We start from the raw sequence: 13,066 nt of genomic DNA, 5'->3' as shown, positions 1-13,066 counted from the left end.
GTGCCCCGCCGGGGTGACGGCTGCGGTGCCCCGCTCCTAGCGGACCGGGAAGCTGAACGTGTACCCCTTCTCACGCAGCCACGGCAGCAGCTCCCGCAGCGCCGCCGCAGTCTGCGACCTGTCGCCGCCGCCGTCGTGGAAGAGCACCGTGGGGCCGTTGCCCAGCTGGCTCCGCACCGTGCGCAGGATCGCCGCCGTCCCCGGCTCCTCGAAGTCCTTGGAGTCCACGTTCCAGCCCACCGGCCGCATCCCGGCCGCCGCCGCGATCTGCCTGCTGTACGGGGTGAACGCGCCGCCGGGCGCCCGGTAGTACAGCGGCTTGACGCCGCCCGACGCCTTCTCGATCTGCCGGGCGGCCTTCAGAATCTGGTCCTTCTGATAACTCTCCGGCTTGTGGTCCATTCCGGTGTCGTGCGACACCGAGTGGTCGCACAGTCGGTGTCCCTCCGCCACCACCCGCTTGACCAGATCCGGATGCGCCTCGGCCTCAGGGCCGACCATGCAGAAGACCGCCTTGACGTGGTTCTTCTTGAGGATCTGGAGGATCTTCGGGGTCCAGACGGGGTGCGGGCCGTCGTCGATGGTCAGGTTGACGGCCTTGCCGCCGTCCTCCGCGTCGTGCGCGATGTCCATGTTCACCAGCGGCGCGGGCAGTTTCGCGTCGGGCTTCGACGTCTGCTCCGGCAGTACGGCGGCGCGGGCCGGGGCGGCCGGGGCAGCCGGAGTGCTCGGCGCGGCCGGGGTCTCACGGCGCGGAGCGGGTACGGACGAGCCGCCTGCCCCGGCACCCGCCCCTGCCCCGGGCGCCTTCGCGTCGTCGGTCGGGGCCGCCTGCTGCCGGCCGCACCCGGTGACCAGCGCCGCCCCGGCGAGGACGAGCGCCGTCGCCCTCAGCGCCCGGGCGCCCGCCGTCCGAAGTCCGTAGCGTGCTCCGCGCGCCGGATTCTCTGTCATGTCCCCCACCGTTCCTACCTACCTCTGTCCTCTGTTCCGCCGTGTTCGGGAGAAGAGACGTGTGAAGGGGCGCGGAGGATCCGCTTTCGACGCCTCGGTCATCAGTTTTTGACACCACCCGGCTGCGATCCGTGCGGATCGGCCCGTCACGGACCGGCCCGTCACGGGTGGCTCAGCCCGCCACCGCGCGCAGTGCCCCCGGCCGCCGGCCGGTGAGGGAGTCGAGCGCGGCGGCCGTCGCGTCGTCCGCCGGGAGATGGATCAGCAGCCGCTGTCCGTCGGCCTCGGGGAGTTCGAGCGTCTCCTGGACGAGCCGCAGCTCGCCCGCCGTGGGGTGCGCGAGCCGCCGGACGCCCGCGCCGCGCGCCGGCACGCGCGGCAGATCGGCCCAGCGGTCGGCGAAGGAGGCGCCCCCGGTGAGGGTCAGTTCGTGGACGAGCGTGCGGAGGTGCTGGTCGTCGGGGACGGAGTCGGACCTGAGCCGGGCGACCACCGTATCGGCGATACTTTCCCAGTCCGGATGCGCGGACCGGGCCCGCGGGTCGGTGAACACGAACCGCGCGATGCTGGGCGACGGCGCGTCCAGCAGCCCGAGCGGGCCGAAGACCTGCCGGTAACCGGCGGTGTGGGCCAGCACCTCGGTCAGCCGGTTCAGCAGCACGGCGGGCGTGGGCTCCAGCCGGTCCAGCACGGCGTGGAGGGACGGCCGTACGGTACGGGCCGGCGGCCGGCCCGCCCCCGGGCAGAACTGCGTCGTGCCGCTGACCGTCTTCAGCGCGTGGACCAGGGCCGAACGGTCGTCGGCGGTCAGCCGCAGCGCCTCGGCGAGCGCGGCGAGTACCGGGAGCGACGGATTGCGGTCCCTGCCCTGTTCGAGACGGGTGAGGTACTCGACGCTGATCCCGGCCAGCGTGGCTAGCTCGGACCGGCGCAGCCCCGGCGTACGGCGCCTGGTGCCGACCGGGAGCCCGACCTCGGCGGGGGACGTGGCCTCGCGGCGCGCGCGCAGGAAGAGGCCCAGTTCGTTGTCGCTCACCCGGCAAATCTACCGGCCGCCGCCGGCCGGGAGGGCGAGAGGGAAAGGCTCGTAGCGTGGCCCTGCGGCTACCAGCCTCCGCGCGGTCTTCCTCCGCGCCGCCGGAGTGGGCATCCTGACCCGGTTCCGAGCGCACCGCGCACCCTGTGTCCGCGCACTCCGTGTCCGCGGACCCTGTCTCCACGCCTCCTGTCCCCGCGCCCGCGCTCACTCCCCGAGAGGTTCCCCGTGTTCATCGCCTTCGCCGTCGTCGGCATCCTGCTCGCCCTCGCCCTGACCGCGTCCGCCGTCGGCGACATCACCCGCTCCGAGCAGATCGTCGCCGCGCTGTCCAAGGTCGGAGTGCCGGACTCCTGGTTCGTGCCCCTCGGCCTCGTCAAGATCGCGGGGGCGCTCGGGCTGGTGATCGGGCTCTGGGTGCCGTTCCTGGGCGCCGCCGCCGCGATCGGCGTGATCCTCTACTTCATCGGCGCGCTCATCGCGCACCTGCGCGCCAAGGACTACGGATTCGCGCCAGTCATCCTCTTCATCGCGCTCGCGGCGGCGGCGCTGGTGCTGCGCCTGGCGTCCGCCTGACGTCCGGCTGGCGTCCGGCGGAGGGGCCCGCGCCTGAACAGGGCCTGCTGAACAGGGACTAGAAGAAGGTACGGACGAGATCCGTCACCGTGCCGTCCGCCGTCACCAGCGGAATCAGCTGCCACTTGTCGAACGACGTGCACGGGTGCGACAGCCCCATCCCGACCCAGTCCCCGACCTCCAGCTCAGCCCCCGGCCCGGTCGCCAGCCAGCCGTGCTGGTCGGACAGGCGCGTCACCGTGATGCCGGCCGCCGGGCGGATCGCGCCCGTACGCCCGTCCCGTACCACCTGGGCCTCCGGCAGATGCAGGTCGTACGCGGCGTCCCGCTTGCCCGCGTTGACGAACGCCTGGCCGGGGGAGGGGCGCGAGACGACCTGGGCCCAGAGGCGGAAGGCGGACTGGAGTGCGCCTTCCGCCGGTACGCGGTTGAAGGGCGTGAGGGCGCGGTACTGCCCGTCGTCGTGCGAGACGTACGCGCCGGAGCGCAGCAGCTTCAGCACGGGACGCGAGAGGGCGGGGAGGTCCGCGAAGACGTCCGCCACCGTGTCGAACCAGGCGCTGCCGCCCGCGCTGACGACGATCTCGCCGGTGTCCGCGAAGCGCCCCGCCGCGTCGAACTCCCCGGCCAGCGCGGTCAGCCGGCGCAGCCAGGCCCGGACGCGGTCCTCGTCGGCCTCCGGCACCTCGCCCTCGTACCCCGCCACCCCGACCAGCCGCAGGGTCGGTACGGCGGCCACCGCGTCCGCGACAGCGGCGCACTCCGCCCCCGTACGCGCGCCGGTACGCGCCCCCTCGCCCGCGCCCAGTTCGACCACGACCTCCACCGGACGGCCGGCGCCCGCCGCCCGGAGCGCCTCGTCCATCAGCTCGACACCGCGCACGGAGTCCACGTAGCAGACGAGACGGAAGGCGGGGTCCCGGTCCAGCTCGGCGGCGAGCCAGCGCAGCGCCACCGCGTCGACCACCTCGTTGGCGAGGAAGATCCGCGCGATCCCGAACGCCCGGTAGACCCGCGCCTGATGGGGGACGGCGGCGGTGATGCCCCAGGCGCCGTGCTCCAGTTGGCGCGCGAAGAGCTGCGGGGACATGGAGGTCTTGCCGTGCGGCGCGAAGGCGAGGCCGTGGCGCGCGGTGTACGTCTCCAGCAGGGCGAGGTTGTGCGCGACCGACTCGGCGGAGAGGGCGAGGACGGGGGTGGTGAAGCCGCCGGTGAACAGGGAGCGGCGCTCCGCGGCGAGCGCGCCGACGGTCATGCCCTCGGCGTCCGGCGGCAGCCCCTTGAAACGGTGGTCGACCCGCTCGGTGCTCAGATCCTCCGCGCTCGGATTCCCCGTGCTCAGATCCTCCGTGCTCTCCGTGCTCTCCGCGCTCTCCGTGCTCAGGTTCTCGGCCACGGGACCTCCCCATCGTCGCCGGCGTTGCAGATGACGCAACGCCCATTGCGTATGTCGCTCGCCGCTGTCTAACATCCGAGCCGACAGCGGGTCAATGGTGCCCGCGATCACCAGGAGGAGCCCCCGTGACCGTGACCGCGACCGCAGCCACGGACGACCGCCACCCCGGCGTGGAGGTCGTCTGCCTCGGTGAATCCATGGTCACCTTTCTGCCCGCCCGCCCCGGCCGCCTCGCGGACGTCCCGTCCTTCGACCGCACGATCGGCGGCGCCGAGTCCAATGTCGCCTGCGCGCTGGCCGCCGCCGGCCACCGCGTCCGGTGGATCAGCAGGGTCGGCGCCGACGGCTTCGGCGACCATCTGACCGAGGCGATCGCCGCGTACGGCGTCGACACCTCCGGCGTACGCCGGGACCAGGACCGCCCCACCGGCATCTACTTCCGTACGGCCACGGACCGCGCCGACGCCGCCCACGAGGTCGCCTACTACCGCGCAGGCTCGGCGGCGAGCGCCATGGCGCCGGGCAACCCGCCCAGGGACGACCTGTGGGCCGGGCGCGTACTGCACCTGTCCGGCATCACGCCCGCGCTCTCGGACGGCTGCCTCGCCCTGACGCGCGAGCTGACCACCCGGGCCCCCGGCCGCCCGCTCGTCTCCTTCGACGTCAACCACCGCCCCGGCCTGTGGCGCCGGGCCTCCGACGCCCGGGTCCTGCTGGAGCTGGCCCGGGGCGCCGACCTGGTCCTCGTCGGCGAGGACGAGGCGGCGGAGGCGTGGGACGTGCACGGCGCCGACGCGATCAGGGCCGCGCTCCCCGAGCCTGCGACGGTCGTCGTCAAGCGCGGCGCCGCTGGCGCCACCGCGTACACCCGCACACAAGAAAGCACGGGAGACCGGCGCACGGCGGCCGGCGACACCGTCACCTCCGTCCCCGCGCCGCGTGTCGATGTCGTCGCGCCCGTCGGCGCCGGGGACGCGTTCGCCGCCGGATTCCTCTCCGCCACCCTCCGCGGCCTGCCCACCGCCGCCCGGCTGCGCCACGGCCACCTCATGGCCGCCGCCGCCCTCACGGTCCCCGGCGACCTGGGCGCGCCGCCCTCCCGAGCCGCCGCCGACCGGCTGGCCGCGCTCGACGACGCCGACTGGGGGACACTTCGGCTGGGCCCCGGCTGGACGGCGGCCACGGAGACGGAGGTAGGCAGTCCATGAGCCAGAGTGTCGACCGGGCGCTGAGCATCCTCCCGCTCCTCGCGCGGGGCCCCGCCGACCTGGGGCAGGTGGCCGACGCGCTCGGCGTCCACAAGTCGACCGCGCTCCGGCTGCTCCGTACGCTCCACGACCACGGCCTCGTCTACCGCCAGCAGGACGGCCGCCACCGGCTCGGCGCGCGCCTCTTCGCGCTGGCGGCGGAGGCCGTGGAGAACCTCGACGTACGCGAGATCGCGCACCCCCATCTCCGCGCGCTCAACGATGAGTGCGGCCACACCGTCCACCTCGCGGTGTACGAGGAGAACGAAGTCCTCTACATCGACAAGGTCGAGAGCCGCTATCCGGTACGGATGTACTCGCGCGTCGGCAAGCCCGTCGCGATCACCGTCGCCGCCGTGGCCAAGCTGCTGCTGGCCGACCTGCCCGAGGGCGAGCGGCGCGCGGTGGCCGGGCGCCTCGACTACCCCCTCTACACGTCCCGTTCCACGCCCCACGCCGCCGCCTTCCTCAAGGAGCTGGCGACCGTACGCGACCAGGGGTGGGCCGCCGACCTCGGCGGCCACGAGGAGTCCATCAACTGCGTCGCCGCGCCGATCAGGGGAGGGGACGGCCGGGTCGTCGCCGCGCTGTCGGTGTCCGCGCCGAACGTCGTCGTCACCGCCGAGGAACTCCTCGGCCTGCTCCCGCTGGTGCGCCGCACGGCCGAGGCGATCAGCGGGGAGTACTCGGGGACCACCGTCCCGTCCCGGTAGCCGCGCCAGGGGATACCGTGAAGCCCCTGAGCGGGAGACAACGGGGGAGTCGGGCAGTGGATCAGTACGGGGGACATCAGCACGGCGGCCCCGGGCAGGGCTTCGGCCCACCGCCCGCGGGCCATGGCTACGGTTACGGCTACGGTCCGCCGCAACCCCCGCCCACGTACGGCGTCCAGCCTCCCTACGGCGTCCAACCCCCGCCCCCCGGACCCGACTTCCTCGCGGTGGACCGCAGGAACGCCGTCGTGGTCGACCAGGACGGCGTCTCCTTCGAGATCAACGGGCACAGCGCCGACTTCCCCTGGCACGGCATTCTCACGGTCCGCTACAAGGTGGATCGCGGTACGGCCCTGATGGTGGCCGTGATCGTGCCCGACGGCAGGTTCTTCGAGTGCCGCGTCGACGCCCGGAGCGCGGTCAAGCTCAACGAGTGGATGCGCCAACTCGCCCACGTCCTGGGCGTATACCTCGCCGGCCGGTAGCCCCGGCCCGCGAGAGGCCGACCGGCCGGCCGGCGGGCTCAGTCCTCCTGGAGCCGTTCCACCGCGTATCCCGTCACACACCCCACCACCAGCACCGCGTTGGACATCAGCACGCCCTCCGCGACCAGCCCGTCCCACTGGAGCGCCATATTGACGGCCTGCGCCGCCACCGGGACGGCGAACGCCGCGGGCAGGTGCTGGAGTTGGTGGTCGCGGTACGGATCGCTGTGGACGCGGCCGGCCGCCCAGGCGGCGACGGCGATGCACACGGCGTTCGGCAGATGGATCAGCATCAGCCGGCCGGCGAAGGTCTCCAGCTTCTCCTCGGAGGCGAGATAGTCGTAGACCAGTGTGGCCTGGAGATACTCGGTGAAGAGCAGGGCGATGATGCCGGCCGCCCAGGCGCGCATCAGGGCGAACACCGGCGCGCCGCGCCCGTCGTCCCGCCGCACGGGCGCACCCGGGTACTCGTAACGCGTCATCGCCGCTCACATCCGAACAGATCGCCGTGCATCAAGACCCCGTATTTTGACGTGTGTTGTGTGTGACCGACCCGCGCGATCGCGCTGTTCCTCAGACCACCGTGAACAGGAACACGACCGTGAAGCCGGCCGCCGCCAGTCCGCACGCCGTCACCAGCAGCACGTACTGCGCCACCGGCGACCAGCTGCCGCGCCCCGCGACCGTCGCGGTGCGCTCGGGGTCGGCCGGGTCGTACGCCACGGTGACCGGTGCGCCCACCTCCATCGCGCGCGTCGCCAGATCCTCGAACTCGATCTCCCGGCCGGCCGGCAGCCGGAAGGTGAAGAAGTACCGCTGCGCGTCCGACCGGTTGTACGGCTCGGTCTCGACCCGTACGCACCTGCCCACCGCCCGGCCGCCCGCCCGCAGCGCCCGGAGCACCGCCGCGAGCCGGCGGCCGTAGTACGCGGTGAGCCAGCCGAACAGCAGAATCATGCCCACGAAGAAGACGTAGTCACCGCCCGGGATGTCCATGGCGCGCCTACTTGAGGGTGATGGAGTCGAGGATCCGCCGCAGATCGCCGTCGCTGAGCTTCCCCTTGACCGCGTCGATCCGTACGGCGTAGGCCTTCTCCGCCGTGTCGATGCCCGCGACGATCACGCCCTCGACGCGGGAGCCCTTCTCGGTGAACTCGAAGTCGACGCGTCGCGCCTCCGCCCTGCCCCCCGGGGCGTTGACCTCGATCTTCGTCTGCCGCTTGAGCGTCGAGCCGAGCGCGATGCCCGCCTCGGCGCCGATCGCGGCCTCCTCCGCGGTGCCGGCGTTGGTGAAGCCGAGCTGGACGGTGATCATCCCGACATTCTTCCCGCCCTTGCCGTCTTTCCCGTCCTTGCCCTCTTCCGCGAGCGTGGCCGCCGCCGCGTTGTACTTGCTGCGGTCGGCCGCGCTCTGCGGCGTGAAGGCGGGCGGGTGCGCGACGGTGACCGTGGGCGTGCGCAGGGTGCCCCAGCCCTCGGGGAGGGCGCCGCTCGTGCCCGTATCGCCGCCTCGGGTGCCCGATCCGGCGCCGCTGTCACCCGTCCGGGTGCCGCAGCCGGCCGCCAGGGTGACGAGGGCGGCGGAGACGGCGACGGCGGTCAGCCACCGCGGGGGCTTCCGGCTGTGGACTCTGGTGTTCATGGCGTCTGCGCTCCTGTCGCCGGCGGGTCAGTTCGCACAGTAGCTGTACGGGACATAGGTACGGCTGTCTCCGTGCGGAGCGCCGAGGAACTCGGCCTTGTTGAGGGTCTCTTCCTTCTTGTGGGTGGAGACGGAGAAGCCGAGGCTCAGCCCGAGATTCAGTTCGAAGCCGTACTCCGCCGCCTGCGTCTCGCCGGTGTAGTTCGTCCGGCTGGAGAGCCCCTCGTCGAAGAGCAGCCGTCCGAACGGGTCGTCGGCGCCGGGCCGCTTCGTCGGGGCGTGGTCGTCGAACATGTAGGTGAACGGGGCCGCGTTGTCGCCGCCGCCGTCCAGCCACTTCTGGGCGACGGCGCGCTGCCGGTCGCCGTCGGAGCCGGGCGGGATGATCACGGAGTTGGTGACGACGTCGATTCCGGTGGTGCCTGAGCCGTCCGTCGCCTTGCCGCCGCCACCGCGCTTGTCCTTGCCGCTCTTGCCGTTGTCGCCGCCGAGGCCCCCGCTGTCGCTGGTGCTGTCCTTCTCGACCGTACGGGTCATGTCGATCCGCAGCAGCTCGCCGGTCTTCTTGTCGTACGTGACGGTGATCGTGCCGGTCTGGGTGGAGGAGATGGCGGCGCCGCCGCTGATCGGCCCGGCCTCGTAGCCGACGTTCGAGCCGTACTCGATGGCCGCGCTGTATGTGTACGCCTTCGTGCCGTTGAACTTGTTGTCGGTCCAGGTCACTTCGGGAGAGAACTTGAAATTCCCGCCGAGGGTGGCTCCCAGCTTCTTCTCGTCGCCCGCCGACACCTTGAGCCCGGCGGACGCGGAGGCATCCAGGCCGATCTTGCCGTACGTGATGTGCCGGTCGCCGAGCTGCTTGTTGATGCGGTCGCGGAGCTTTTCCTCCTCCGCCATCGGGCCCTTGCCGAAGAAGTAGAGGATGCTGTTGCCGAGACCGCCGCCCTGCGCGTTGGTGTTCCGGTTGGACAGCTCGTACGCCTTGAGCATCTCGATGTCGTCCCGGAAGGCGGCGGCCTCGGCCTCGCTGTCGAAGACCCAGGTGTCGCCGTTGGTGACCTTGATACCGGCGCCGAGTTCCACCTTGTCGGCTCCGAACTTGCCTATTTTCGCGCCCGGTTTCCAGTCCTTCTTGGCGGCGACGGAAGCGGCGTCGGTGAACGTCATCATGACCCGCTGGTCGTTCTCGTCGACCTTGCCGTCCCCGTTGATGTCGGTCTTCGACTGGAGGGTCGTCTGCTGGAAGCCGTACTCCTGGCCCCACTCGATGAAGAGCACCTTCGCCTTGGCGCCGGCCTTGTCGGCGAACGACGCGACCTGGCACAACGCCGGTTCGTAGGCGGCGTCGGTCCTGGCCTCCGGATCCTCCGTGCCGGGCGCGCCGGGCACGCACGGCCCGCTGAAGGTGACAAGACACCGCAGCTGGGAGGCGATGGTCCGGTCGACACCCGTGCCGACCATGGCCCCCGCCACGGCCGCCACCACCACGATGACTCCCACGTACTCGGTGCCCGTGGCGCCCCGGTCGCGTCCGGGCCGCCCCCGTCTCCGTACCGTTTGCCGACTCATCCGAACGCCCCCGTGCACGACCGCGTATCTTTTCGCACGCGGAATCGGAATGGGAGCGTACGGACGTGGGCACAGGGGTGGCGTGGGCCCGTGGGCCCAACGTGGGCCCAAAGTGGAGCTGGGGCCGCGGAATTCACAAACGTGGAATTTTCATTGAAACACCAGTGAACTGCTGACTGCTTCGCCCGACTTTGCCAGTGGTTACTGCCCGGTTAGCCGATCACCGGGATCCGATAGGTGTTCTCCGAGCCCCAGGTCGTGGATAAAGTGCTCGACCAGAAGCCCAGAAGCGTCCAGCGGGAGAGAACTGCGGATGCCGGAAATCCGGTGTCCGGAGCCGAACGGGGAACCAGCGTGCCGACCGCGATCGCAGTCACCAGCCCTGATCTGGTGCTGCCACCAACGGACCATCAGACGCCCACCGCGGCGCTGCTCCAGTCACCCGAAGCCCAGCCGCTGGACGCCGCGCTCGCCGACATGCAGGTCCTCGTCGAGCAGCACGGCTATGTCGTCGCCCTCTACCCCGCCACGATCCCGGTGGCGCACGAACGGCGGCTGCACACCGTCAGATCGATGCTGGAGAGCGACCGGATCGCGCTGCTGAAGCTCGACCTGCCGCCCCTCGGTATCGCCGTACTCGTCCGGCAGTTGCGGCAGCTGTCCATCTGCGATTTCAGCGCGGGGGTGGTCGCCTCGGCGGCCCGGCTGCTGTCGCACTACATCTACGCCGGAGCGCTGCTCCACACCGTCGCCAAGCTCGACCGGGTGCCGGTGACCCTCAAGGCCCACGCCAGGTCCTGGGTCCCCGGTTCACAGTTCGGGGTGGTCGCCAATCCGGCGCCCCAGCTGGTCAAGATCGGTTCCGGCGAGCTGACCGGACCCGACTTCGCCACGCGCCTGATGGTCGCGAAGGGACAGTCCCAGTCGGACTGGGTCACCGCGACGCTGGCGCCGGCATGGAAGGTCCAGGGCATCGAGGAAAGCGCCCTTCCGGCCGATTCACGGGGCTGGTGGGGAACGGCCAAGATGGTCGAATTCGCCGCCTTCATGCCGGATATTTCTACCCTTTATCAACTGGTCTCCTCGGTCCGCAGGGAAGCGTGTTCCTGGTGCGGCATCGAACTGATAGGTGACCGCTGCGGTTTCTGTTCGGCGCCGCTGCTCCCGGCCGGTCCGCCGACCGCGTCCGCTTCGGTCGTGTCGTCCGCGCCGGCCGCGTCCGCGTCGACCGCGCTCGTACCGGTCACATCGGCGGAGAACCGAATCCAGGCCACAGGTGTCCTGAAGCAGGGGGGTCCTCAGCGGCGGGGCACCTGACCCGCGCCCCGCCTCCCCGCGGTCGCCTCCGGCCCGCGGCGGGCCCGCTCGGCCCCTCGGCCCGCTCGGCCCCTCGGCTTCCCCGTCCCGGTCCCTCGCCCTTGTCCCCGCCAGGCTCTACGTCCCCCGTCACCGAACGAGGTTGTCCCGCTCATGAATTCACGGCAACGCCGCGGCGTCATACTGCTTCTTCTCTCGGTCCTCTGCGCCTTCGGTGCCTTCGCCGGTGTTCTCTCGGTGATCAGCGACGTGAACTCGAAAGTCGGCCCCGAAGTACGGGCGTACCAACTGAAGTCGGACATCGCGCCGTACACCCAGCTCTCGCCGGACCAGTTCGAGAAGATCACGATGCCCCGGCGCTGGCTTTCCAAGAACGCCGTGACGGATCTGTCCATCGTCAGCGGGAAGATCGCCGTCACCCAGCTCAAGCAGGGCTCGCTGCTCCAGAACGACATGATCGTGAAGCGGCCCGCGCTCGCCAACGACGAGCAGGAGATCGCCATCATGATCGACGCCGCGACCGGTGTCGCCGGCAAGATCACCCCGGGCGCCCTGGTCAATATCTTCGCCACCTTCGCCGGCAACAACGACGGCGCCAAGGCGGAGTCCCGGATCATCGTCCCCAACGCCAAGGTCATCGACGTCGGCCGGCTCACCGTCCTGGAGCCCGACGAGAACGACCGGAACCGCAGCGCGGTGAAGCAGGCCGTACCGATCACCTTCGCCCTCAAGACGAAGGACGCGCAGCGCGTCGCGTACGCCGAGTCCTTCGCCCAGCACGTACGACTCGCCCTCCTCGCCGACGGCAGCCCGACGACGCTGCGGCCCGGCGAGAACTCCTACACCCTCGAAGGGGACAAGTGAGGGACGCATGACCACCCGAATCCTCCCGGTCGTCGGCGAAACCGACGCCGCCCGGTCCATCACCACCCTGCTCAGCCAGCTCCCCGACGCGGAGCCGGCCGGGCCGGTCGGTGACTCGACCACCCTGATCGACACCCTTGCCCGGCTGGCCGCCGAGTCGATCGACGAACTGCCGGAGGTCGTGCTGGTCCACGAGCGGATCGGCCCGGTGCCGGCGCTCGAACTGATCAGGGAGGTCGCCCTCCGCTTCCCCGCGGTGGGCGTCGTCCTGGTCACCACGGACCCGAGCCCCGGGCTGTTCTCGGCCGCGATGGACTCCGGCGCGCGCGGCCTGGTCGGCATGCCGCTCTCGTACGAGGAACTCGCCCAGCGCGTCCAGGCGGCAGCCGCCTGGACCGTGGGGGTACGGCGCCATCTCGGCCAGGGCGCCGACGTGTTCACCGGCCCCGGCGGCATCGTGGTCACGGTCAGCGGCGCCAAGGGCGGCGTCGGTACGACCCTCACGGCGGTGCAGCTCGCGCTGGCCGCGAAGGCGTCCGGCATGAACACCGCGCTGGCCGATCTCGACCTCCAGTCCGGCGACATCGCCTCGTACCTTGATGTCCAGTTCCGCCGCTCGATCGTGGACCTGGCGTCGATCCAGGACATCTCCCCCCGGGTCCTCCAGGACGCGGTCTTCATCCATCCGACCGGGCTGGGACTGCTGCTGGCGCCGGGGGAGGGGGAGCGCGGCGAGGAGATCAACGAACGGTCCGTACGGCAGATCGTCAGCGCGCTCCGCAACCGCTACGACGTCGTGGTCATCGACTGCGGCACCCAGATGAACAGCGCGAACGCCGCCGCCATCGAGATGGCCGAAACGACCGTACTGCTGACGACGCCGGACGTGGTGTCGGTCCGCGCGGCCAAACGCATGGTGCGGCTCTGGGACCGGCTCCAGATCCGCAAGGCCGAGGAGACCGTGACGGTCGTCAACCGCCATACGCGCAGCACCGAGATCCAGCCCGCGCTGATCGAACGGATCACCGGCACCCGGGTCGCCAAGGTGACGATCCCCGCCAACTTCAAGGAGTTGCAGGCGTCGGTGGACGCGGGCCGGATGCAGGACCTGGAGGCCAAGTCCACGGTGAAGCAGGCGATGTGGGGACTGGCCGGGGAGCTGGGGCTGGTGAAGATACCGGAGCCCACGGAGAAGAAGCAGGGCAAGTTCAAGGGCGAGGCGGACCGGGGCTCGATCCGGGTCCGCCGCGGCCGTTCGAAGTGATGG

General features: G+C 71.2%; 14 protein-coding genes. 7 read left to right on the top strand and 7 right to left on the bottom strand.

Going from position 1 to position 13,066, the window contains the following annotated elements; all coding sequences use genetic code 11:
- Nucleotides 1-36: 36 nt before the first annotated feature.
- Both AB0389_RS29330 and AB0389_RS29325 read right to left on the bottom strand, forming a co-directional pair.
- Entirely contained in the window at nt 37-954 is a 918-nt protein-coding gene (locus AB0389_RS29330) for a polysaccharide deacetylase family protein (protein ID WP_366398526.1), read from the bottom strand.
- A 172-nt stretch (nt 955-1,126) separates the two neighbouring features.
- Nucleotides 1,127-1,990 carry a helix-turn-helix domain-containing protein gene (locus AB0389_RS29325; RefSeq protein ID WP_366398525.1) on the bottom strand — a complete coding sequence of 288 codons (864 nt, stop codon included), beginning with the start codon at nt 1,988-1,990 and terminating at the stop codon, nt 1,127-1,129.
- 228 nt (nt 1,991-2,218) lie between these two features.
- On the opposite strand from AB0389_RS29325, the gene AB0389_RS29320 reads away from it, so the two are divergent.
- Nucleotides 2,219-2,566, top strand: coding sequence for a DoxX family protein (locus AB0389_RS29320; protein ID WP_366398524.1), 348 nt, complete (start codon nt 2,219-2,221; stop codon nt 2,564-2,566).
- 58 nt (nt 2,567-2,624) lie between these two features.
- Here the strand turns inward: AB0389_RS29320 and AB0389_RS29315 are convergent, their stop codons facing one another.
- Nucleotides 2,625-3,908, bottom strand: coding sequence for an alanine racemase (locus AB0389_RS29315; protein WP_366398544.1), 1,284 nt, complete (start codon nt 3,906-3,908; stop codon nt 2,625-2,627).
- Nucleotides 3,909-4,093: 185 nt separating this feature from the next.
- On the opposite strand from AB0389_RS29315, the gene AB0389_RS29310 reads away from it, so the two are divergent.
- Genes AB0389_RS29310 through AB0389_RS29300 form a run of 3 tightly spaced genes read left to right on the top strand, consistent with a single transcriptional unit; the run spans nt 4,094 to nt 6,407 of the window.
- On the top strand, nt 4,094-5,170 hold the full coding sequence (locus tag AB0389_RS29310; protein ID WP_366398523.1) for a sugar kinase: 1,077 nt from the start codon (nt 4,094-4,096) through the stop codon (nt 5,168-5,170).
- Nucleotides 5,167-5,922 carry an IclR family transcriptional regulator gene (locus AB0389_RS29305; RefSeq protein WP_366398522.1) on the top strand — a complete coding sequence of 252 codons (756 nt, stop codon included), beginning with the start codon at nt 5,167-5,169 and terminating at the stop codon, nt 5,920-5,922. The genes AB0389_RS29310 and AB0389_RS29305 overlap by 4 nt, the downstream gene beginning before the upstream one ends.
- Nucleotides 5,923-5,978: 56 nt before the next feature.
- Complete coding sequence (locus tag AB0389_RS29300; protein ID WP_366398521.1) at nt 5,979-6,407, top strand: hypothetical protein; 429 nt, start codon at nt 5,979-5,981, stop codon at nt 6,405-6,407.
- A gap of 38 nt (nt 6,408-6,445) precedes the next feature.
- On the opposite strand, the gene AB0389_RS29295 is transcribed toward AB0389_RS29300, so the two are convergent.
- The 4 genes from AB0389_RS29295 to AB0389_RS29280 all read right to left on the bottom strand — a co-directional run bounded on the left by AB0389_RS29295 (nt 6,446) and on the right by AB0389_RS29280 (nt 9,618).
- Nucleotides 6,446-6,889, bottom strand: coding sequence for a hypothetical protein (locus tag AB0389_RS29295; protein ID WP_366398520.1), 444 nt, complete (start codon nt 6,887-6,889; stop codon nt 6,446-6,448).
- A 91-nt stretch (nt 6,890-6,980) separates the two neighbouring features.
- Nucleotides 6,981-7,403 (bottom strand): DUF3592 domain-containing protein, encoded by a 423-nt coding sequence (locus AB0389_RS29290; protein WP_366398519.1) that lies wholly within the window; start codon nt 7,401-7,403, stop codon nt 6,981-6,983.
- Between the two features lie 7 nt (nt 7,404-7,410).
- Nucleotides 7,411-8,049, bottom strand: coding sequence for a hypothetical protein (locus AB0389_RS29285; RefSeq protein ID WP_366398518.1), 639 nt, complete (start codon nt 8,047-8,049; stop codon nt 7,411-7,413).
- Nucleotides 8,050-8,076: 27 nt separating this feature from the next.
- Complete coding sequence (locus tag AB0389_RS29280) at nt 8,077-9,618, bottom strand: hypothetical protein (RefSeq protein WP_366398517.1); 1,542 nt, start codon at nt 9,616-9,618, stop codon at nt 8,077-8,079.
- 354 nt (nt 9,619-9,972) lie between these two features.
- On the opposite strand from AB0389_RS29280, the gene AB0389_RS29275 reads away from it, so the two are divergent.
- The 3 genes from AB0389_RS29275 to AB0389_RS29265 all read left to right on the top strand — a co-directional run bounded on the left by AB0389_RS29275 (nt 9,973) and on the right by AB0389_RS29265 (nt 13,063).
- On the top strand, nt 9,973-10,935 hold the full coding sequence (locus tag AB0389_RS29275) for a hypothetical protein (RefSeq protein WP_366398516.1): 963 nt from the start codon (nt 9,973-9,975) through the stop codon (nt 10,933-10,935).
- A 153-nt stretch (nt 10,936-11,088) separates the two neighbouring features.
- The gene (cpaB, locus tag AB0389_RS29270) at nt 11,089-11,799 is read left to right on the top strand and encodes a Flp pilus assembly protein CpaB (RefSeq protein WP_366398515.1); all 711 of its coding nucleotides are present in this window, start codon (nt 11,089-11,091) and stop codon (nt 11,797-11,799) included.
- 7 nt (nt 11,800-11,806) lie between these two features.
- Complete coding sequence (locus AB0389_RS29265) at nt 11,807-13,063, top strand: AAA family ATPase (RefSeq protein ID WP_366398514.1); 1,257 nt, start codon at nt 11,807-11,809, stop codon at nt 13,061-13,063.
- The last annotated feature ends 3 nt before the right edge of the window (nt 13,064-13,066 follow it).

It is taken from the genome of Streptomyces sp. NPDC093109 (assembly GCF_040701725.1).
GTDB lineage: Bacteria > Actinomycetota > Actinomycetes > Streptomycetales > Streptomycetaceae > Streptomyces.
The sequence above is the reverse complement of the archived record's forward strand: the minus strand, read 5'-3'. Positions and strand labels throughout refer to the sequence as shown.

Coding starts and splice junctions, on each gene's coding strand:
- AB0389_RS29285 (WP_366398518.1), bottom strand. CDS start 8,049: ATGAACACCAGAGTCCACAGCCGGAAGCCCCCGCGGTGGCTGACCGCC.
- AB0389_RS29305 (WP_366398522.1), top strand. CDS start 5,167: ATGAGCCAGAGTGTCGACCGGGCGCTGAGCATCCTCCCGCTCCTCGCG.
- cpaB (WP_366398515.1), top strand. CDS start 11,089: ATGAATTCACGGCAACGCCGCGGCGTCATACTGCTTCTTCTCTCGGTC.
- AB0389_RS29265 (WP_366398514.1), top strand. CDS start 11,807: ATGACCACCCGAATCCTCCCGGTCGTCGGCGAAACCGACGCCGCCCGG.
- AB0389_RS29295 (WP_366398520.1), bottom strand. CDS start 6,889: ATGACGCGTTACGAGTACCCGGGTGCGCCCGTGCGGCGGGACGACGGG.
- AB0389_RS29330 (WP_366398526.1), bottom strand. CDS start 954: ATGACAGAGAATCCGGCGCGCGGAGCACGCTACGGACTTCGGACGGCG.
- AB0389_RS29290 (WP_366398519.1), bottom strand. CDS start 7,403: ATGGACATCCCGGGCGGTGACTACGTCTTCTTCGTGGGCATGATTCTG.
- AB0389_RS29280 (WP_366398517.1), bottom strand. CDS start 9,618: ATGAGTCGGCAAACGGTACGGAGACGGGGGCGGCCCGGACGCGACCGG.